This window comes from Pseudomonas soli (assembly GCF_900110655.1).
In the GTDB taxonomy this organism is placed as follows: Bacteria; Pseudomonadota; Gammaproteobacteria; order Pseudomonadales; family Pseudomonadaceae; genus Aquipseudomonas; species Aquipseudomonas soli.
Map to the genome: position 1 here is coordinate 1 of NZ_FOEQ01000021.1, position 20,655 is coordinate 20,655.

Here is a 20,655-nt window from a genome sequence, read left to right on the forward strand (position 1 = left end):
TCCATTCATCCGGCCCTCCGCTTCGCTCCGGGTTCCCTCACTCCGGCCTTGCTCCCGGGAGGACCGCGCTGAACGCCCCATCCTGGGGCGCAGCGCTTGACGGGCATCCATGCCCGTCACCTCCCTCCGCAAGACCTGCGTTCGGCCTCCTGAAGTCGCGAAGTTACGGGCGGCGCCTGGGCTGACGCAGCTGTCGCTAGCTGGGTATGGCGCTAGACTCCTGATCGGCAACGGCAACGGCAACGGCAACGGCAACGGCAACGGCAACGGCAACGGCAACGGCAACGGCAACGGCAACGGCAACGGCAACGAGCAGCACGTATGCATCTGCGTGATCAGATAAACTGCCTTCATGTCTGATTTTTCTCTCCCCCAAGCCCCCCTGCAACGCCTCGACCTATCTTGGTTACGCCACGCGGGAATCGAAGCTGCGGTCCTGCGCCTGGACCTGATCGACCCGCTGATCAGCGGCAACAAATGGTTCAAGCTGCGTCATCACCTGCTCCAGGCCCGCAAGGCCGATGCACCGGGCCTGATCAGCCTGGGTGGCAACCATTCCAACCATCTCCACGCCTTGGCCACCGCCGGCAAGCGCTTCGGCTTTGCTACCGCCGGGCTATTGCGTGGCCACCCCCGGGAAACACCGACGGTACAAGACCTTCGAGCCCTGGGCATGGAGATGCACTGGCTCGGTTTCGGCGGCTACCGCAATCGCCATGAACCCGGCTTCTGGGAGCCCTGGCAGGCCCGCTACCCGGGTTGGCACTGCATCCCTGAAGGCGGTGGCGGCCAAGCTGGCGCGCAGGGCTGCGGTTTGATCGTCGCGCAATGCCGAGCGCAATTGGCAACGCTCGGCTGGACGGACTACGACGCCTGGTGGCTGGCGGCAGGCACCGGCACGACCTTGGCCGGAATGGTGCTGGAAGAGGCGGGCAGGCATGTGGTCCATGGCGCCCTGGCCGTGCCCCTCGACCACGGTGTACCGGAAACCGTCGCGGCGCTGGCGGGTGCGCACGGCTATCAGTTGCACGACGCCAGCCGTGGCGGCTTTGCCCGTATCGATGACGCACTGCTGGCGTTTATCGCCGACACCGAACGGCAAACCAGCATGCCGCTGGAGGCGCTCTATACCGGCAAAGCCCTGCTGGCCCTGCGTGACCAGGTCGAGGCCGGGCGTTTTGTCCCCGGCACCCGCCTGGTGTTCCTGCACACCGGAGGCCTGCAGGGACGACGCGGTTACTTGTAGGGCAGCATGCGCAACAGCGTGTTGTCGCGCCGTACATAGTGGTGATAGAGCCCGGCCAGCGCGTGCAGGCCAATCAGCCAGTAGCCCCAGCTGCCGATGCGTTCATGCCAGCCCTTGATGAACTTGCTCAGGTCCGGGTCGGGGGCGACGATCGCTGGCAGCTCCAGGCCATAGAACGGGATCGGCTTGTCGGCGGCACTGAGTATTGCCCAACCGGCCAGCGGCAGGCCGATCATCATCAGGTACAGCAGCAGATGCACCAGGTGCGACAGACCCGTCTGCCAGGCCGGAGGCTTGGGCACGATCGCCGGAGTGGGGCGCGACAGGCGCATGGCCAGACGTAGCCACACCAGTACGAACACTGTCAGGCCGAGCATGAAGTGCAGGTCCTTCATCAAGTCACGTTCGGCACTGCCCTTGGGGAACAGGCCGCGCAGTTCAATGCAGGCGTAGACGGCGGCCAGCAGCACCAGCATCAACCAGTGCAGGGCGATCGACAGCCGCGCGTAATGGGTCGCGGGAGTGGATGAAACCATGGGGAGTCCTCGTCATCAGGTCGGAGAGGGCGCTCTTGTTGGCGCCTGGCTGTCATCGTACGGGTGCTGTGTAAAAATTGTGTTGATATGGATAGGCAAGATGGCCCCTTACAGGATGTTCTACTCAACCAGCCCGGGGAAGATGTGGCCATTTGTCTGCCACCAGAAACACCCGCTCGGCTTCTTGCCAAGCGCCGTGCGCATCCTCCTCAAGCCTGACGAGCAATTGTGCCGGGGCCACCTGATCCAGTTCTTGCAACCAACGATCAAACTGCTCAACTGTCCAGCAACTGCCTGCTTCGACCCGTGCCGGCGCCAGCCACCCATGCCGGGGCAGTGGCTGCCAGCGTCCGGCAGGACAGCGCTCGAGGTAGTCCGCCCAATCCCGCCGATGCAACCAGTGCCCGCGTGAATGCGCCGGATGGGCGCCAGCGGGTGCCTCGGCATACCCAGGCCAGGGGTAGAACAGATAGCCGCCGAGCCACAACCGGGCTTCAACTTCTGCGATTCCCAGCGCGGCCAGTGCGGCGCGGCTATGGGGCTGGCCGGAGATGGTCAGTTGGTGCCCAGCCAGGTGTGCCAGCTTGGTCCCGAGGCGGTCGTGGCAGCCGGGGCCGAGCCAGCGCGCTGGGTCTTGGCCATCGCCAGAAGGCGGACCAAGGTAGAGCTTGATGGCCAGCTCCAGATGATGATCGCCTTCGTAGTCGCGCAGCAGTATGTCCAACTCGCCCAATGTACGTCCGCCATTGCGAATTGCCAGATTGGCCGCCAGTAGCTCGACGCCCGGTGCCTGGTGCAGGGCGAACTGCCATAGGCTTTCGTAGTACATGCCCAGCCGCCGACTGTTCAGGCGTTCCAGCCAGCTCGACAGCGGCGCAGGCGCTCGATCGAGCACCGCGAGCCAGTGGTCCAAGTGCTGTGGATCAGTGGCCCAGGCGCTACCCTTCAGCGGATGGCGCTGAGGGCAGCCGGCCTGCGCCAGCAGTGGGGGGGACAGCAGCGCCCAGGCCAGATCGCGCACGGCGGGGTGATGCAGTTGGCGGGGCAGGTGCTCAAGTTCGGCGAAGGGCATCATCCTGCCAGCATAGCCGGTTTGCTGCTGGCCGGTCCTTTCGCCCATAATCCCGGCATTGTCACCCCGCCGCAGAGCCTCGCAGGAGCACCATGGAGCAATTTCGCAATATCGGTATCATCGGCCGCCTTGGCAGCTCCCAGGTGCTTGACACCATTCGCCGACTGAAAAAATTCCTCCTCGAGCGCCACCTGCACGTGATTCTCGAGGACACTATCGCCGAAGTCCTGCCCGGTCATGGCCTGCAGACCTCGACACGCAAATTGTTGGGCGAAGTTTGCGACCTGGTCATCGTCGTCGGCGGCGACGGCAGCCTGCTTGGCGCCGCCCGCGCTCTAGCCAGGCACAATATCCCGGTGCTGGGAATCAACCGTGGCAACCTGGGCTTTCTCACCGATATCCGCCCCGACGAGCTGGAGGAGAAGGTTGCCGAGGTACTCGACGGTCATTACCTGGTGGAGAACCGGTTCCTGCTGCAGGCCGAGGTGCGCCGTCACCATGAGGCCATCGGCCAGGGCGATGCGCTCAACGACGTGGTGCTGCACCCGGGCAAGTCGACGCGGATGATCGAGTTCGAGATCTACATCGACGGCCAGTTCGTCTGCAGCCAGAAGGCCGACGGCCTGATCGTCGCCACTCCGACCGGCTCCACCGCCTACGCGCTGTCCGCCGGTGGCCCGATCATGCACCCCAAGCTGGACGCTATCGTCATCGTGCCGATGTACCCGCATACCTTGTCCGGCCGGCCGATCGTGGTCGACGGCAACAGCGAGCTGAAGATCGTCGTGTCGAAGGACCTGCAGATCTACCCGCAGGTCTCCTGCGACGGCCAGAACCACTTCACCTGCGCTCCGGGCGATACCATCACGGTGAGCAAAAAGCCGCAGAAACTGCGCCTGATCCATCCGCTGGATCATAACTACTACGAGGTCTGCCGCACCAAGCTCGGCTGGGGCAGCCGCCTGGGCGGCAGGGACGACTGATGCTCGATCCGGCGCGCAGTTTCGACATCATCGGTGACGTGCACGGTTGCGCGCTCACCCTCGAACGCTTGCTCGACGCCCTCGGCTACAAGCGCATCGGCGGGGTCTGGCGGCACCCGCGGCGCCAGGCGTTGTTCCTGGGCGACATCGTCGACCGCGGCCCGCGCATCCGCGAGGCGCTGCACATCGTTCATGACATGGTCGAGGCCGGCCAGGCGTTCTGCATCATGGGCAACCATGAGTACAACGCCCTGGGCTGGGTCACCCCGGCGTTGCCGGGCAGTGGCAAGGCCTTCGTGCGCGAGCACACCCCACGCCATGCCCGGCTGATCGACGAGACCCTCACCCAGTTCGCCCAGCACCCCGGCGACTGGCACGATTTCATCCAGTGGTTCTACCAGCTGCCGCTGTTCATCGACGCCGGTCGCTTCCGTCTGGTGCATGCCTGCTGGGACCCGCGGCTGATCGAGCCGTTGCGCCTGCAGTACCCCACGGGCTGCATCGACGAGCACTTCGTGCAGGCTTCGGCAGTGTCCGGCAGCTTCGCCTCGACGGTGTGCAACCGCCTGCTGCGCGGCACTGACATGCGCCTGCCGGACGGCCTGACCTTGACCGGTGGCGACGGTTTGACCCGCGCCTTCTTCCGCACCAAGTTCTGGGAGGAGGACCCGCAGACCTACGGCGACATCGTCTTCCAGCCCGACGCACTGCCCGATGAAGTGGCCCGCACGCCGCTCAGCCACAGCCAGAAGAACGCCCTGCTGCGCTATGCCGAGGACGAACCGTTGCTGTTCGTCGGCCATTACTGGCGCAGTGGCCGGCCGGCGCCGATCCGCGACAACCTGGCCTGCCTGGACTACAGCGCCGTGCTCTATGGCAAGCTCGCGGCCTACCGCCTGGACGACGAGACCCGCATCGATCCGCACAAGTTCGTCTGGGTCGATGTCGACCGCCCGCAGGCTAGCCAATGAATGTGATCGAAGTGCTGCGCCTGCCGCTGGCGGTCGATCTCAGCGGTTTCGTCGTCCTGCTGCGCCGTCTGCAGGTGCCGCACCGGGTGGTGGAGGAGGGCGAGGAGCAGGTGCTGTGGGCGCCGCCGGCCATGGCCCACGACGTACTGGAACTCTATCGGCGCTTCCCTGAGGGCAATGCCGACCTAGAAGCGATACCCGAACCTGTGGACGCTGGCATGCCGACCGCCCCGGCGGCGCCTTCGCTGAAGGAGCAGGCCATGGCCTGCAAGGTCACCGCCGCCGTACTGATCCTGAGCCTGGTGGTCGCCGGGGTGACCGGCCTGGGTGACAACCTCTCGACCATCGGCTGGTTCACCTTCCTGTCGTTCAAGGTGCAGGGCGACTACCTGTACTTCACCCCCTTGCTCCAGGGCCTCGCCGAAGGCCAGTGGTGGCGCCTGGTGTCACCGATGCTGCTGCACTTCGGCGTGCTGCACCTGGCCATGAACGGCCTGTGGTATTGGGAGCTGGGCAAGCGCATTGAGCTGCGCCAGGGCCCGTGGATGTTGCTGGGGCTGACGCTGTTGTTCAGCCTGGTATCCAACCTGGCCCAGCATTTCACCAGCGGGCCGAGCCTGTTCGGCGGGCTGTCCGGCGTGCTCTACGGCTTGCTCGGGCATGTCTGGCTGTACCAGTGGCTGGCGCCGAACCCGCAGTTCAACCTGCCCAAGGGCGTGCTGGTGATGATGCTGATCTGGCTGGTGATCTGCCTGAGTGGCGTGGTCGGCCAGCTCGGCTTTGGCCAGATCGCCAACGCCGCACATGTCGGTGGGTTGCTCATCGGATGCCTGACGGGGCTCTTGGGTGGCGCGCTGGCGAGGCGTAAACTGACGGCCTGACTGAGGAGACAGCATGTCCACATTCGCGCAAATGATCGAAAACATCACCCCCGAGATCTACGAGAGCCTGAAGACAGCGGTTGAAATCGGCAAATGGTCCGATGGCCGCAAACTGACCGCCGAACAGAAAGAACTGTCGCTGCAGGCGGTGATCGCCTGGGAAATCAAGAACCTCCCCGAAGAGCAGCGTACCGGCTACATGGGCCCGCAGGAGTGCGCCTCGAAGTCGGCGCCGATCGCCAACATTCTGTTCAAATCGGACTCGGTACATTGATCGAACTCGCTCGTGGCTCTCTGAGCAAGATGGCGGTGCGCCTGGACGCACCGGTCGTTCAATACAGTTTCCGCCTGGATGACACCGAGGTGCCGGTCAATCCGCTGATCGGCCAGTCGATCCGCCTCGAGTACCTCGGCGCGATCCACTGCAGCCATTGCGGCAAACGCACCAAGACCAGCTTCAGCCAGGGCTACTGCTACCCGTGCATGACCAAGCTGGCCCAGTGCGACGTGTGCATCATGGCCCCGGAACGCTGCCACTACGACGCCGGCACCTGCCGCGAGCCGTCGTGGGGTGAGCAGTTCTGCATGACCGATCACGTGGTGTACCTGGCCAACTCGTCGGGCATCAAGGTCGGCATCACCCGCGCCACCCAGTTGCCCACCCGTTGGCTCGACCAGGGCGCCAGCCAGGCGCTGCCGATCATGCGCGTGGCCACCCGCCAGCAATCCGGGCTGGTCGAAGACGTGCTGCGCAGCCAGGTGCCGGACCGCACCAACTGGCGCGCGCTGCTCAAGGGCGACGCCGAGGTACTCGACCTGCCGGCCATCCGCGAGCAGATCTTCGACGCCTGCGCCGACGGCATCCGCGCCTTGCAGGAGCGCTTCGGCCTGCAGGCCATCCAGCCGCTGCCCGACGCCGAAGTGGTGCAGATGCGCTACCCGGTCGGGGCCTACCCGAAAAAGATCGTCAGCTTCAACCTCGACAAGGATCCCGTCGTGGAAGGCACGCTGCTGGGCATCAAGGGCCAGTACCTGATCTTCGACACCGGCGTGATCAATATTCGCAAGTACACGGCCTACCAGCTGGCCGTGCTCCAGTAAAAGGATCGTCACCATGCGTACCGAACAACCGCAAGTGATCTACCTCAAGGACTATCAGGCCCCCGAGTACCTGATCGATGAGACCCACCTGACCTTCGAACTGTTCGAGGACCACAGCCTGGTCCATGCGCAGCTGGTCATGCGCCGCAACCCCGAGCGCGGCGCCGGCCTGCCGCCGCTGGTGCTCGATGGCCAGCACCTGGAGCTGCTGAGCGTGCAGCTGGACGACCAGGCGCTTGCTGCCGGCGACTACCAGCTCGATGACGACAGCCTCACCGTGCATCCCAAGGCCGAACGCTTCACCCTGGATACCAGCGTGAAGATCCACCCGGAGAACAACACCGCGCTGGAAGGCCTGTACAAGTCCGGCAAGATGTTCTGCACCCAGTGCGAGGCCGAGGGCTTCCGCAAGATCACCTACTACCTCGACCGCCCGGATGTGATGAGCGTCTTCACCACCACGGTGATCGCCGAGCAGCATCGCTACCCGGTGCTGCTGTCCAACGGCAACCCGATCGGCAGCGGGCCGGCCGAAGACGACCGCCACTGGGCGACCTGGGAAGACCCGTTCAAGAAGCCGGCCTACCTGTTTGCCCTGGTAGCCGGTGACCTGTGGTGCGTCGAGAGCGAGTTCACCCGCCAGTCCGGCCGCGACGTGACCCTGCGTATCTATGTCGAGGAAGAAAACCTCGACAAGTGCGACCACGCCATGGTCAGCCTGAAGAAGTCCATGCGCTGGGACGAGGAAGTCTATGGCCGTGAGTACGACCTGGACATCTTCATGATCGTCGCGGTCAACGACTTCAATATGGGCGCCATGGAAAACAAGGGCCTGAACATCTTCAACTCCAGCTGCGTGCTGGCCCGCGCCGAGACCGCCACCGACGCCGCCCACCAGCGGGTCGAGGGCGTGGTGGCCCACGAGTACTTCCACAACTGGTCGGGCAACCGCGTGACCTGCCGCGACTGGTTCCAGCTGTCGCTCAAGGAAGGCTTCACGGTGTTCCGCGATGCCGAGTTCAGCGCCGACATGAACTCGCGCACGGTCAAGCGCATCGAGGACGTCGCCTATCTGCGTACCCATCAGTTCGCCGAAGACGCCGGCCCCATGGCCCACCCGATCCGCCCGGACAGCTTCATCGAGATCTCCAACTTCTACACCCTGACGGTGTACGAGAAGGGCGCCGAGGTGGTCGGCATGGTCCACACCCTGCTGGGGGCCGAGGGCTTCCGCAAGGGTAGCGACCTGTACTTCGAGCGCCATGATGGCCAGGCCGTTACCACCGACGACTTCATCAAGGCCATGGAAGACGCCAACGGCGTCGACCTGGCCCAGTTCAAGCGCTGGTACACCCAGGCCGGCACCCCGCGCCTGGAGGTCAGCGAGGCCTATGACGCTGCCGCGCAGCGCTACAGCCTGACCTTCCGCCAGAGCTGCCCGCCGACACCGGGGCAGGTTGAGAAACTGCCGTTCGTGATCCCGGTGGCGCTGGGCCTGCTGGATGCCCAAGGCAACGACCTGCCGTTGCGCCTGGCCGGCGAAAGCGCCGCCACTGGCACCAGCCGCGTCCTGTCGGTGATCGAAGCCGAGCAGACCTTCACCTTCGAAGGTATTGCCAGTCAGCCGCTGCCGTCGCTGCTGCGCGGCTTCAGCGCACCGGTCAAGCTGAGCTTCCCCTACGACCGCGACCAGTTGATGTTCCTCATGCAACACGACAGCGACGGCTTCAACCGCTGGGAAGCAGGGCAGCAGTTGGCCGTGCAGGTGCTCCAGGAGCTGATCGGCCAGCACCAGCGTGGCGAAGCACTGGCCCTCGACCAGCGCCTGATCACTGCACTGGGCACTGTGGTTGGCAATGAGTCGTTGGACCCGGCCATGGTCGCCGAGATGCTCTCGCTGCCGGGCGAGGCCTACCTCACCGAGATCAGCCAGGTGGCCGACGTGGATGCCATCCACGCCGCCCGTGAGTTCGCCCGCCGGCAGATCGCCGAGCAGCTGTTCGATGCGCTGTGGGCGCGTTACCAGGCCAACCGCGAGGTCTCGCGCAAGACCGCCTACGTGGCCTCGGCCGAGCACTTTGCCCGTCGTAGCCTGCAGAACATCGCGCTGTCGTACCTGATGCTCAGCGGCAAGCCGCAGGTGCTCGAGGCGACCCTGGAGCAGTACGAGCACTGCGACAACATGACCGAGCGTCTCACCGCCCTGGCGGTGCTGGTCAACTCGCCGTTCGGGGCCGAGCGCGCCAAGGCCCTGGAAGCCTTCGCCGAGCACTTCAAGGACAACCCGCTGGTAATGGACCAGTGGTTCAGCGTGCAGGCGGCCAGCACCCTGCCGGGCGGCCTGGCGCGGGTCAAGGCATTGATGCAGCACCCGGCCTTCACCCTGAAGAACCCGAACAAGGTGCGTGCGCTGATCGGTGGTTTCGCCGGGCAGAACCTGGTCAACTTCCACGCCGCTGACGGTTCGGGGTATCGCTTCCTGGCGGACCTGGTGATCGAGCTCAATGCGCTGAACCCGCAAATCGCCTCGCGTCAACTCGCCCCGCTGACCCGCTGGCGCAAGTATGACGACCAGCGTCAGGCGCTGATGAAGGGCGAGCTGGAGCGGATCCTCGCGTCCGGGGCGCTGTCCAGCGATGTGTACGAGGTGGTGAGCAAGAGCCTGGCGTAAGTCGGGCGAAGTTTGGGGCCGCTTTGCGGCCCCAGTCATTTTCTATGGTTAACAAAACATAACGTCCCGCTCGTTGTTTTCTGTCGGACAAGCCCGATACGATGGTCAGAAGCTATTCCAGGCCTCTGGACCAGGGGTTTCGGCAGTGCCTGGCAATAGATTGACCCACCACAAGAACACAACAGGGGGCAGTCATGAGAGAGCGGATAACGCCACGCCGCAGGCTGGCGGCAGGCGCGATGCTGGCACTGGTGCTGGGCATCGGCGCCGGCAATGCCGAGGCGGCGGTGGCCGCCGAGGAATACTCGGTGGAGTCGGCCAAGGCCAGCCAGAGCCTGTTGATCGGCGCCACCCACGCAGGCCAGCGCCTGGTGGTGGTCGGCGATCGCGGCCATATCCTGTTCTCCGACGACCAGGGCAAGACCTGGACCCAGGCCCGGGTGCCCACCCGGCAACTGCTCACCGCAGTGTTCTTCCTCGACGACAAGCGCGGCTGGGCGGTCGGCCATGATGCTCAGATCCTCGCCAGCAACGACGGCGGCGCGACCTGGAGCAAGCAGTTCGAAGACCTGTCCCGCGAAGCGCCCTTGCTCGACGTGCGTTTCATCGATGCTCAACATGGCTTTGCCGTCGGCGCCTATGGCGCGCTGCTGGAGAGCACCGATGGCGGCCAGCACTGGCAGGACGTCGCCGAGCGCCTGGACAACCCCGACCAGCTCCACCTCAACGCCATCACCCAAGTGAAGGACGCCGGCCTGTTCATCGTCGGCGAGCAGGGCAGCATGTTCCGCTCCAGCGATGCTGGCCAGAGCTGGACGACGGTGCAAGGCCCCTACGAGGGTTCGCTGTTCGGTGTGATCGGCACCGCCCAGCCCAACACCCTGTTGGCCTACGGCCTGCGAGGCAACCTGTTCCGCTCCACCGATTTCGGCGACAGCTGGCAGCCGATCGAACTCAAGGCCGAACGCGGCCCGCTCGAATTCGGCCTGGCAAGCGCTACGCTTCTCGAGGACGGCAGCCTGGTGCTGGTCGGCAATGGCGGCAGCGTGCTGCGCAGCCATGATGACGGGCAGACCTTCAGCGTGCGCAACCGCGCCGACCGTATCGCCCTGTCGGGTGTCAGCGGCCTGGGCGGTGGCGGCCTGTTGCTGGTCGGGCAAGGGGGCGTGCACCTGGCCTCGGCCGACGGTACCCAGGAGGCGCGTCCATGACCAGCCGGGAGAGCTTCGACATGCAGCACAAGGACAAGGCCACCCTGCTGGAACGCCTGATCTTCAACAACCGCCCCGTGGTCATCGGCATCTGCCTGCTGGTGAGCGTGTTCCTGTTCTGGCAGGCCACGCAGATCCGCCCGTCCACCAGCTTCGAGAAGATGATCCCGCTGCAGCATCCGTTCATCGAGCAGATGATGGAGCACCGCAACGACCTGGCCAACCTCGGCAACACCGTCCGCGTCTCGGTGGAGGCTGTCAATGGTGACATCTTCGACAAGGACTACATGGAGACCCTGCGCCAGATCCATGACGAGGTGTTCTACATCCCCGGTGTCGACCGCGCCGGGCTGAAATCGCTGTGGAGCCCGAGCGTGCGCTGGAGCGAGGTCACCGAAGAGGGCTTCTCCGGCGGCGAAGTGATCCCCAATACCTACAATGGCTCCCAGGACAGCCTCGACACCCTGCGCGACAACGTGCTCAAGTCGGGCCAGGTGGGGCGCCTGGTGGCCAACAACTTCAAGTCCAGCATCATCGATATCCCGCTGCTGGAGAACCATCCCGACCCGCAGGATCCGGGGCGCCAGGTCAAGCTCGACTACCAGCAGTTCTCCCACCAGCTGGAAGAGAAGATTCGCGACAAGTTCCAGGCGCAGAACCCGAACGTGAAGATTCACATCGTCGGTTTCGCCAAGAAGGTCGGTGACCTGATCGACGGCCTGGTGATGGTCGCGATGTTCTTCGGCGTGGCGCTGGTGATCACCTGGGCGCTGCTGTACTGGTTCACCTGGTGCATTCGCAGCACCATCGCCGTGCTCATCACCACCCTGGTAGCGGTGGTCTGGCAGTTGGGGCTGATGCATGCGGTGGGCTTCGGCCTGGACCCGTACTCGATGCTGGTGCCGTTCCTGATCTTTGCCATCGGCATTTCCCACGGGGTGCAGAAGATCAACGGCATCGCCCTGCAATCCAGTGACGCCGACAACGCCCTGACCGCGGCCCGGCGCACCTTCCGCCAGCTGTTCCTGCCGGGGATGATCGCCATCCTCGCCGACGCCGTGGGCTTCATCACCCTGCTGATCATCGACATCGGCGTAATCCGCGAGCTGGCCATCGGCGCCTCGATCGGCGTGGCGGTGATCGTGTTCACCAACCTGATCCTGCTGCCGGTGGCGATCAGCTATGTCGGCATCAGCCAGAAGGCCATCGCCCGCAGCAAGAAGGACGCGACCCGCGAGCATCCGTTCTGGCGCCTGCTGTCCAACTTCGCCAGCCCCAAGGTGGCGCCGGTATCGGTGGTGCTGGCGCTGCTGGCCTTCGGTGGCGGCCTCTGGTACAGCCAGAACCTGAAGATCGGCGACCTCGACCAGGGCGCGCCGGAGCTGCGCCCGGACTCGCGCTACAATCAGGACAACAGCTTCATCATCAGCAATTACTCGACCAGTTCCGATGTGCTGGTGATCATGGTCAAGACCCCGGCCGAGAGCTGCTCGATCCACTCGACCATGGCGCCGATCGACGAGCTGATGTGGACCATGGACAACACCCCCGGGGTGCAGTCGACCATCTCCCTGGTGACCGTGTCCAAGCAGGTCATCAAGGGCATGAACGAGGGCAGCCTGAAATGGGAAACCCTGTCGCGCAACCCGGATATCCTCAACAACTCCATCGCCCGTGCCGACGGCCTGTACAACGCCGACTGTTCGCTGGCGCCAGTGCTGGTGTTCCTCAACGACCACAAGGCCGAGACCCTGGAGCGGGTCACCGCAGCGGCCAAGGCTTTCGCCGACAGCCACAGCAAGGAAGGCCTGCAGTTCCTCCTGGCGGCGGGTAATGCCGGCATCGAGGCGGCCACCAACGAAGTGATCAAGTCGGCCGAGCTGACCATCCTGATCCTCGTGTACATCTGCGTGGCGGTGATGTGCATGATCACCTTCCGCTCGTTCGCCGCGACCCTGTGCATTGTCCTGCCGCTGGTGCTGACCTCGGTACTGGGCAACGCGCTGATGGCCTTCATGGGCATTGGCGTGAAGGTCGCCACGCTGCCGGTGGTGGCGCTGGGCGTGGGCATCGGCGTGGACTACGGCATCTACATCTACAGCCGCCTGGAGAGCTTCCTGCGCGCCGGCCTGCCATTGCAGGAGGCCTACTACGAGACCCTGCGCTCCACCGGCAAGGCGGTACTGTTCACCGGCCTGTGCCTGGCCATCGGCGTGTGCACCTGGATCTTCTCGGCGATCAAGTTCCAGGCCGACATGGGCCTGATGCTGACCTTCATGCTGCTGTGGAACATGTTCGGCGCCCTGTGGCTGCTGCCGGCGCTGGCGCGGTTCCTGATCAAGCCAGAGAAATTGGCGGGCAAGGAGGGCGGCTCGATCTTCGCCCATTGAGTGACGCCATGATCGCGGGTCAAGTCGCATCGGCGCACCGCCGCGACTTGACCCGCGATTGCGTATAATGGCGGCCTTTGTCTGAAATGGTATTACCATGACCACCCTCGCCACCGCCCTCGCAGCCTGCGACATGCTCCTGATCGACGGCCTGCACGCCTTCGACTTCACCCTCGACGAATCCGGCCTCACCATCGAATGCATGGACGGCCGCCAACTGCGCCGCTGGTCCTTCACCCCCGAGCAGATCGCTGCCGCCACTGGCGCGGGCGACGACTGGAGCCTGGCCACTGATGAAGGCGAGCATCGTCTAGTCTGTATGAGTGCTTTTCGTGCCCCGGATGAAGAAGACGATGAACAGGAAATGGACACGCCTGCTGACCGCTAGCCTGATGGCTTTGTCAGTCAACGCCCAGGCCGCCACGTTGCTGGTGGGCAGCTACACCGACAACGGCAGCGAAGGGATCTACCGCTACGACTTCAACGCTCGCACTGGCCAGATCGACGCCAAGCCCCGGCAGGTGGTCAAGAGTGTCAGCCCCTCGTGGCTGGTGCTGTCTGCCGACCAGCGCCAGCTGTTCGCGGTAAATGAAACGCCCAAGGGCAACGTCAGCAGCTTCTCGCTAAGCAGCAAGGGCGAGATCAAGCTGCTGAACCAGGTGCCCAGCCAGGGCGACGAGCCGACCCACGCCAGCCTGAGCCATGACCAGCGCTACCTGTTCGTCGCCAACTACGCCGTCGCTCCCGACCCCGGTGGCAGCCTGGTGGTGATCCCGGTGGCCAGGGACGGCAAGCTCAAACCGGTGGTGCAGCAGGCTAGGCACACGCCAAGCAAGGTCAACCCCGAGCGCCAGGCCGGTGCCCATGTGCATTCGCTGGTGCTGTCGCCCGATGGCCGCCACCTGTATGCCAGCGACCTGGGCGCGGACAAGGTGTTCATCTACCGCTATGACGGCGCCAGCCCCGAGCATCCGCTGAGCCCGGCGATTCCGCCGTCAGTGGCGTTGCCACCGGGCAGTGGCCCGCGTCATCTGCTGTTCGACGCCAAGGGTCGGCACGCCTACCTGACGCTGGAGATGAGCGCCGAGGTGGTGGTATTCGATGTGCAGGACGGTGCTCTGACCGAGCGCCAGCACTTGCCGCTGACCGACAGCAAGGATGCAGCGGCCAGGGCCGCGGGCGGGCTGCACCTGTCGGCCGATGGCCGCTTCCTCTATGTCAGCAATCGCGGCACTGCCAACGAGATCGTGGTGTATGCGGTAGGCAAGGATGACGGCCAACTGAGATTGGTGCAGCGCCGCTCGGTCGAGGGCGACCATCCCCGCGAGTTTGCCCTGGACCCCAGTGGCAACTACCTGCTGGTGGCGAACCAGAAGAGCAACCAGATCGTGGTCATGCGCCGAGATCCGCGCAGCGGCAAGCTGGGGGACACCCTGCAGAAGTTGGCGCAGCAGGCGCCTTCGGACCTCAAGTTCCTCGAATAATGGCGGACACTGAGTTGGCGTGGGAGCGGCATCGGCAATTATCAATGGCCATGATAATGGCTACTGCCGCAATGAATTTTTACAGGCAGATCCATCGGCGTAAGTTTTGACCCAAGGCCCACGACGGGCCAACGTCAACCACCGAAGTCGAGGTCTGCCAGCATGAACTTCAATCTCTTCCCACTCATCGCCGCCTCCGCCATCTCTGCCTCCGTCGTTTTGCCAGCCCACGCCCAGGCGGAGCAGGGTACCAAGGCCTCGAGCACCCACAGCTACACCCAGAAATACCTGCAACAGAGCGCGCATTTCCATGCCGCCTTGAGCAAGCACTCCAACTGAGTGTGTAAAGCCATTGGTAATAGCACAAAGCCATATGATTTAATTTGACGCTAAATTTTTGACTCGCCAAAGGGGCAGAGCATGATGTGGCGTATCACGGCGGTAGTGCTGTTGCTGATGTCCGCGCCGATTCTGGCGTTGTGAGTAGCGGGCGGCAGGAAAAAACACAGGACGAACGACGCTTTTTCCTGCGGCCTGCAGTGTGTCGCGTGGGGCACTATGGCTTCGCCATGACGGCCTCGAACAGGGATGACCCCAGCCAGCCCTGAAGCCAGCTCCGCAGCCGCGGATAAGCAGCCTCGGCGAACCATTGCGGTTCGACCCCGGCAAACTGGCGCATCAAGGGCAGCAAGGCGGCGTCGGCCAGGCTAGGGTGCTCGGCGAGTAGCCAGGGCCTGCCTTCGAGAAGGCTTTCCAGCTCGGCCAGCCAGGGCTCGGCCTGGGCGCGGTAGTGGGCCCGGGAATACTTTGGATAGCGCTCGGCATACTTGTACAGGTTTACCTGCGCCTTGAACGCGCTGTCGTTGCGGGCTATCAGCGCGTCGGCCTGGCGCGCGGCCGCTGGGTCAGCCAGCAGGCGCCAGTCTTCGGGGTCGTGGCGGTCGAGCGCCCAGCGCATGATCTCGAGGCTTTCCTCCAGTACGCCATTCCCGGTATCGAGCACCGGCACCGTGCCCTTGGGCGACAGTGCCAGCAGTTCGGCGGGCTTTTCCTTCATCTTTACCTCGACCACCTGCACGTCGCACCCGGCGTAGCGCAGCGCCAGGCGTGCGCGCATGGCCCAGGGGCAGCGGCGGAACGAGTAGAGAATCACCCGCACACCTCGACATCGCTCAGCCCATTGCCCTGACGGCGCACCTGGATCTGCACCGGGATGCGTTCGTGCATCTCCTGCACGTGGGAGATCACCGCTACCTTGCGGCCCTGAGCCTGCAGACCGTCGAGGGCGTCCATGGCCAGTTGCAGCGACTCGGGGTCGAGGCTGCCGAAGCCTTCGTCGATGAACAGCGATTCGATGCGCAGGGTGCTGGAGGCCATCGACGCCAGGCCCAGGGCCAGCGCCAGGGAGACCAGGAAGGTTTCGCCGCCCGACAGCGAGTGCACAGAGCGCAGCTCGTCGCCCATCTCGGTGTCCAGCACCAGCAGGCCCAGCGCGCTGCCGCCGCGCTTGAGGCGGTAGCGTTTGGCTAACTGGCGCAACTGGCTATTGGCGTGGTGCAGCAGCAGGTCGAGATTGTAGCCCTGGGCGATCTTGCGGAACACATCGCCCGAGGCCGAGCCGATCAGCGCATTCAGGCGCGCCCAGCGTTGCCATTGCTGGTAGGCCTGCTCGATCTGCTCGGCCAGGGCCTGGCTGGCCTGCTGACGGCGCTGGTCGTCGGCCTGGCGCGCGCGTAGTTCGGCGCAGCCTTGTTCTTGAGCGGCCAGTTGCTGCTGGAGCTCGCTGAGTGCTTGCTCCAGTTCTTCCGCCGGCAATTCGCCGTGGGCCTGGCTGGCATGTTGCTGCAGGCGTTGTTCACGCTCCTGAAGCAGCACCCGGCCTTGCTCGATGGCCTTCTCTGCAGTTTGCAGGCGCTGACGCAATTCACCGAGCTGGGCATCGTCGACGGCCAGCAGGCGGTCAAGGCCGGCATCGTCCAGCTCAGGGTGCGCGCTGCGCCAATTGGCGATTTCGCCCTGCAACTGCTGATGCTCCTGTTCCAGGGCCTGCTGACGCTGCTGGTTGGCCTTGAGGTCGCCGGCCAGTTGCACGCTTTGGGTGTGCAGCGCTTGCAGCTTCTGGACGCAGTCGGCCTCGGCGCTGCGCGCCTGCTCCAGCTGGGTATCCATGTACTGTTGCCAGGCTTCGGCGCTGGGCTGTTCACCGAGCAGTTCGCCAAGTGTGGCGCGGGCCTGCTGGTGTTGCGCGTCCAGCGTGGCAAATTTCTGTTGCAGTTGCTGATGCACGTGCAGGCGTGTCTGTTGCTGGTCCCGCAGCTTGTCGAGCTGGACTTGACGGGCCTGTTGCTCTTCCTGTTCGTCCTTGCGCAGGTCGAGTTGTTGGCGGCGCTGGGCGATCTGCTGGTCGAGGCCGAGGAAGGCGTTGGCCGGGTCGTCGCGCAGGGCCTGGAGAATGTCCTGGGGCAGCACGCTGCCCAGGTCGTCGAGGCTTTGTTCCAGTTGCTGGGCGTCGGCGGCCAGGGCCTGGTGCTGCTGGTCGAGGTGACGCTGCGCCTGTTGCTGGGCCTCGCCTGCGGCCTGCAATTGCTGGGTAAGGCGAGCGGCATCCTTCTGCAGGGTGAGCAGGGCGCCCTGACGTTTCTCGTCGCGGTCTATCTCCTCGCCGAGGCGGCGTAACTGGCCGTCGAGCCACTTGCCGCGGGCCGCGTCGTCTTGCGGGGCAAGCGCCGGCCACAGAGCATGGGCGTGGAGCTGTTCGGTCACAGGCTGCAACTGCTCGCCGAGCTGCTGTTGTTGTTGCTGGTAATCCTTGAGCTGGGCATTGACCACGCCCAGTTCGGTGCGCAGTTCCACCAGCTTGCCATTGAGCTGCTCGACTTGCTTGTGCGCCGCCTCTTCCTCGGCCTGGTCGTGTCGACCAAGGCTGTGCAGCAGGGCTTCGGGCTGGTGGAACGGGTGTTCGGCGCTACCGCAGACCGGGCAAGGCTCGCCGTCGCGCAGTTGCGCGCGCAGCTCTTCGACGCTGGTGTTGCGCGCCAGGCGCTGGCGCTCGAGCAATTGACGGGTGAGGGTCAGCGCTTGCTCGGCGCTTTCCAGCTCGGCCTTGGCCGCGGTGCCTTCGCCGATCAGTTGCTGGCGCCGCTGCATGGCTTGCTGCTGGCGTTCACGCAGGGCGGCGATGGCCTGGCGCAGTTCCTGCTCGCGACCATGCAGGCGGCCCAGCTCTTCGACGGCGCGCTGTTGCTTGCGGTTGTCCTGAAGCATGGCGCCGAGCAGATCGACCTGCTCGGCCAGCGCATGGGGTTCGGCACCGGCTTCGCGGAACAGCAGTTCGAAATGCTCGCGTTGCGCTTGCAGTTGGGCGTTGGCCTGGCTGGCCTGGGCCTGCAGCCCGGGCAGCTCTTCGCGGCCCTTGGCCAGGCGGCCGCCGGTCAGCATGACCTGCTTGAGTTGTGGCAGATAGGCCTGCCAGGCGTCGGCGAGGCCGCCCAGATGCTGGCTTTCGGCCAGGGCGGCATCGATCTGCGACAACTGCTGCTGGCTGCGTTGCTGATGGTCCTCCAGCTGTTGCAGCTGCTGCTGGCCCGCGCTGGCCTCCTGCTCGGCCTGGTTACAGGCTTCGCGCTGTTCCGTCAGGTCCTTGTCCAGGCGTGCGATGTCGCCTTGAGCGGCGAAGGCCTGGCGCAGGCGCGGAGCGTTTTCGCCTTGCAGGGCCTGCTGTTGGCCCAGGTGCTGGCGGGCGGCTTCGAGGGACTGCTGCAGTGCGTCGATATCTTGCTGCATATCGCTTTGCTGGCGTTGTTGCTGGTCGATATCCGCCTGCACCGGGGCCAGTTGCGCGGCCAGGTGCTGTTGGCGATGGAACTGGTGGCGCTGGGGCGCCAGGCGCTCCAGGCGTTGCAGGTCGACGCGCTGTTCGGCCAGTTGCTGCCACGCCTGCTCGGCGGCTTGCAGGGCAGTGCCGGCCTCATGGTGCTGGGCGTGCAGGCGCTGCTGTTCTTCGAACCAGGTGCGCTGTTGTTCGAGCAGGCGCTGGCGTGCCTGGCCGGCCTTGAACTGTTGCTGGGCCAGTTCAAGTTCCTGGTCGAGGGCGGCACGAGCTTCGGCGTCCATCGGCAGCAGATGCTCGGCCTGCTTCTTCAGATCGTTGTGTACCTCGCCGGTTTCCCGAGCCTTGCTGAAGGCGCGCTGGCCGAGGCGGGTGTAGATCGCCGTGTTGGTGAGTTTTTCCAGCAATTCGCTGCGCTCACGGTCGTCGGCCTTGAGAAAGGCGCCGAACTCGCTCTGGGCCAGCATCACCGCGCGGGTGAACTGCTCGAAATTCAGGCCCAGGCGGGCCTCGACCAGCTGCTTGTATTCGTTCTTGCCGCTACCCAGCAACTGCTCGCTGTCCAGGTCGTAGAGGCTTTGGCGGCTGTTCTGCAGCTTGCCGGTGGCTTTCTCGCGGGCGCGATTGGCTTCCCAGCGGGCGCGGTAGCGGCAGCCGTCGATGCCGATGAAATCCACCTCGGCAAAGCCGCTGCCGGTGCCACGGCGCAGCAGGTTGCGTGGGTCGGAGGTGGGGATCTCGCCGTCGGCATCCGGCACCTTGGCTTCCCGGGCGATATCGTTCAGGCGTGGCACGCTGCCGAACAGGGCCAGGCACAGGGCGTCGAGCAGTGTGCTCTTGCCGGCCCCGGTCGGCCCGGTGATGGCGAACAGGCCGGCGCTGGCCAGGGGCTCGGCGGTGAAGTCGATGTCGATGGGGCCGGCAAGGGAAGCCAGGTTCTTCAGGCGGATGGCGAGAATCTTCATGGTCGTTCCTCCTCTTGCAGCACGTCCTGCAGCAGCTCGGCAAAGTCGGCCAGGGCCTGCTCGTCGGCAGGGTTGCCGTACTGTTGTTGCCAGGCACGGCCGAACAGGTCCTGCGGGGTCAGCTGCGCCAGTTCGACAAAGGTTTGTTCATCCTCCTCCTGGCGCCCGGCGCCGGCATACTCGGCGCTGATGCGCACCAGGCGCACAGCCTTGCCTTGCAGGGCGGTCTCGATCTGCTGGCGCAGGTCGGGCTGCGGCTCGTCCAGGCGTACCCGCACCTCCAGCCAGGGTTGGCGGTTGGGGTCTTCGAGCAGGTCGATCACCGGCAATTGGCCCAATTGTTCGAGCAACTCGCCCAGCGGTGCCGGGCCGACCCGCTGCAGGGCCACGGCACGCGGCACCGGGCGCGGCTCGACGCTGACCAGTTCGGCGCCCTCCAGCTCCACTTCCAGCACCTGGTGCGGGTAGTTGATTTCAGCGAAGGACAGCGGGATCGGCGCGCCGCTGTAGCGGATGCGATCCTCGCGGTTGACCTTCTGCGGCTTGTGCAGATGACCCAGGGCGACATAGCTGATGGCCTTGTCGAACAGCCGCGCCGGCAGCGCCTCGGCATTGCCGATGATCAGGCTGCGTTCGGAGTCTTCCGAGATGCTGCCGCCGGCCATGTGCGCATGGCTGATGGCGACCAGCGCCTGGTCCTTCTTGCGTTTCTTCTGTGCTGCCGCGATCAACTGCTCGTGGACCTGGGTGATGCCCTGCAGGTAGTCGTCACCCAGCGCCGGCCCGGTGACTTCGGCGGGGCGCAGGAAGGGCAGGGCCAGGCACCAGGCGCCGACCTTGCCGCGGGCGTTGGTCAGCGGGATCAGCAGGCGCTCGGCGTCCAGCTGGCCCTCGTCGAGCCAGTGCACGCGGCCCAGGGCGTGGGTGCGCAGGCGGCGCATCAGTGGCGCCGGCAGCTCGATGCGCGAGCCGGAGTCGTGGTTGCCGGCGATCATCACGATGTCCAGCTTGGGCTGTTGCTCGTGGGCCTGGACGATGAAGTCGTAAAGGCGTTCCTGGGCTTTGACCGGCGGATTGACGGTGTCGAAGATGTCGCCGGCGATCAGCAGCGCATCGGGCTGGCGCAGGCGCAGCTGGCCTAGCAGCCAGTCGAGGAAGCAGGCGTGTTCGAAGTCGCGTTCCTGGCCATGCAGGCTCTGGCCCAGGTGCCAGTCGGAGGTGTGAAACAGACGCATGGAAGATCCGTAGGGTGAGCGGCAGGGGGCGTTTGGATTCGGGCGCTATGGTAACTCATCGCGGACTTGTGGGAGCGGGC

General features: G+C 65.0%; 18 protein-coding genes. 13 read left to right on the forward strand and 5 right to left on the reverse strand.

The window, feature by feature from the left end; all coding sequences use genetic code 11:
• Positions 1-109 precede the first annotated feature (109 nt).
• Positions 110-343 (forward strand): hypothetical protein, encoded by a 234-nt coding sequence (locus BMY03_RS26465; protein WP_177182958.1) that lies wholly within the window; start codon positions 110-112, stop codon positions 341-343.
• A gap of 9 nt (positions 344-352) precedes the next feature.
• Entirely contained in the window at positions 353-1,246 is an 894-nt protein-coding gene (locus tag BMY03_RS25320) for a 1-aminocyclopropane-1-carboxylate deaminase/D-cysteine desulfhydrase (RefSeq protein ID WP_094012581.1), read from the forward strand.
• Here the strand turns inward: BMY03_RS25320 and BMY03_RS25325 are convergent.
• The gene (locus BMY03_RS25325; RefSeq protein ID WP_023631611.1) at positions 1,237-1,782 is read right to left on the reverse strand and encodes a cytochrome b; all 546 of its coding nucleotides are present in this window, start codon (positions 1,780-1,782) and stop codon (positions 1,237-1,239) included. The two genes, BMY03_RS25320 and BMY03_RS25325, sit on opposite strands and share 10 nt — an antisense overlap.
• Positions 1,783-1,906: 124 nt before the next feature.
• Positions 1,907-2,902 carry a DUF1853 family protein gene (locus tag BMY03_RS25330; RefSeq protein WP_094012582.1) on the reverse strand — a complete coding sequence of 332 codons (996 nt, stop codon included), beginning with the start codon at positions 2,900-2,902 and terminating at the stop codon, positions 1,907-1,909.
• Between the two features lie 44 nt (positions 2,903-2,946).
• Between BMY03_RS25330 and BMY03_RS25335 the strand changes: the two genes are divergently transcribed.
• The 11 genes from BMY03_RS25335 (at position 2,947) to BMY03_RS26470 (ending at position 14,885) form a co-directional block, all read left to right on the forward strand.
• Positions 2,947-3,837, forward strand: a complete 891-nt coding sequence (locus BMY03_RS25335; protein WP_023632574.1) for an NAD(+) kinase — start codon at positions 2,947-2,949, stop codon at positions 3,835-3,837.
• Positions 3,837-4,808, forward strand: coding sequence for a metallophosphoesterase (locus BMY03_RS25340; protein ID WP_038706529.1), 972 nt, complete (start codon positions 3,837-3,839; stop codon positions 4,806-4,808). Before BMY03_RS25335 ends, BMY03_RS25340 begins: the two co-directional genes overlap by 1 nt.
• Positions 4,805-5,689: a rhomboid family intramembrane serine protease gene (locus BMY03_RS25345; RefSeq protein ID WP_094012583.1), complete on the forward strand. Its 885-nt coding sequence runs from the start codon at positions 4,805-4,807 to the stop codon at positions 5,687-5,689. Before BMY03_RS25340 ends, BMY03_RS25345 begins: the two co-directional genes overlap by 4 nt.
• A gap of 13 nt (positions 5,690-5,702) precedes the next feature.
• Positions 5,703-5,963 carry a YeaC family protein gene (locus BMY03_RS25350; protein WP_023630887.1) on the forward strand — a complete coding sequence of 87 codons (261 nt, stop codon included), beginning with the start codon at positions 5,703-5,705 and terminating at the stop codon, positions 5,961-5,963.
• Positions 5,960-6,790, forward strand: coding sequence for a DUF2797 domain-containing protein (locus BMY03_RS25355; protein WP_038706528.1), 831 nt, complete (start codon positions 5,960-5,962; stop codon positions 6,788-6,790). The genes BMY03_RS25350 and BMY03_RS25355 overlap by 4 nt, the downstream gene beginning before the upstream one ends.
• 13 nt (positions 6,791-6,803) lie before the next feature.
• Complete coding sequence (gene pepN, locus BMY03_RS25360; RefSeq protein WP_094012584.1) at positions 6,804-9,461, forward strand: aminopeptidase N; 2,658 nt, start codon at positions 6,804-6,806, stop codon at positions 9,459-9,461.
• A gap of 194 nt (positions 9,462-9,655) precedes the next feature.
• Positions 9,656-10,672, forward strand: a complete 1,017-nt coding sequence (locus BMY03_RS25365) for a WD40/YVTN/BNR-like repeat-containing protein (protein WP_094012585.1) — start codon at positions 9,656-9,658, stop codon at positions 10,670-10,672.
• Complete coding sequence (locus BMY03_RS25370) at positions 10,669-13,062, forward strand: efflux RND transporter permease subunit (RefSeq protein WP_094012586.1); 2,394 nt, start codon at positions 10,669-10,671, stop codon at positions 13,060-13,062. Before BMY03_RS25365 ends, BMY03_RS25370 begins: the two co-directional genes overlap by 4 nt.
• 97 nt (positions 13,063-13,159) lie before the next feature.
• Positions 13,160-13,450: a DUF5629 family protein gene (locus BMY03_RS25375; protein WP_023631373.1), complete on the forward strand. Its 291-nt coding sequence runs from the start codon at positions 13,160-13,162 to the stop codon at positions 13,448-13,450.
• Positions 13,416-14,546, forward strand: a complete 1,131-nt coding sequence (locus tag BMY03_RS25380; RefSeq protein ID WP_031315541.1) for a lactonase family protein — start codon at positions 13,416-13,418, stop codon at positions 14,544-14,546. Before BMY03_RS25375 ends, BMY03_RS25380 begins: the two co-directional genes overlap by 35 nt.
• Before the next feature lie 162 nt (positions 14,547-14,708).
• Positions 14,709-14,885, forward strand: coding sequence for a hypothetical protein (locus tag BMY03_RS26470; protein WP_023631376.1), 177 nt, complete (start codon positions 14,709-14,711; stop codon positions 14,883-14,885).
• A gap of 217 nt (positions 14,886-15,102) precedes the next feature.
• On the opposite strand, the gene BMY03_RS25385 is transcribed toward BMY03_RS26470, so the two are convergent.
• From BMY03_RS25385 to BMY03_RS25395, 3 genes are read right to left on the reverse strand one after another with little or no spacing between them, the layout of a single operon-like run.
• Positions 15,103-15,699 (reverse strand): glutathione S-transferase, encoded by a 597-nt coding sequence (locus BMY03_RS25385; RefSeq protein ID WP_094012587.1) that lies wholly within the window; start codon positions 15,697-15,699, stop codon positions 15,103-15,105.
• A complete protein-coding gene (locus BMY03_RS25390; protein WP_094012588.1) occupies positions 15,696-19,340 on the reverse strand; it encodes an AAA family ATPase in 3,645 nt (1,214 codons plus the stop codon). Before BMY03_RS25390 ends, BMY03_RS25385 begins: the two co-directional genes overlap by 4 nt.
• On the reverse strand, positions 19,337-20,575 hold the full coding sequence (locus tag BMY03_RS25395) for an exonuclease SbcCD subunit D C-terminal domain-containing protein (RefSeq protein WP_094012589.1): 1,239 nt from the start codon (positions 20,573-20,575) through the stop codon (positions 19,337-19,339). Before BMY03_RS25395 ends, BMY03_RS25390 begins: the two co-directional genes overlap by 4 nt.
• Positions 20,576-20,655: the final 80 nt, after the last annotated feature.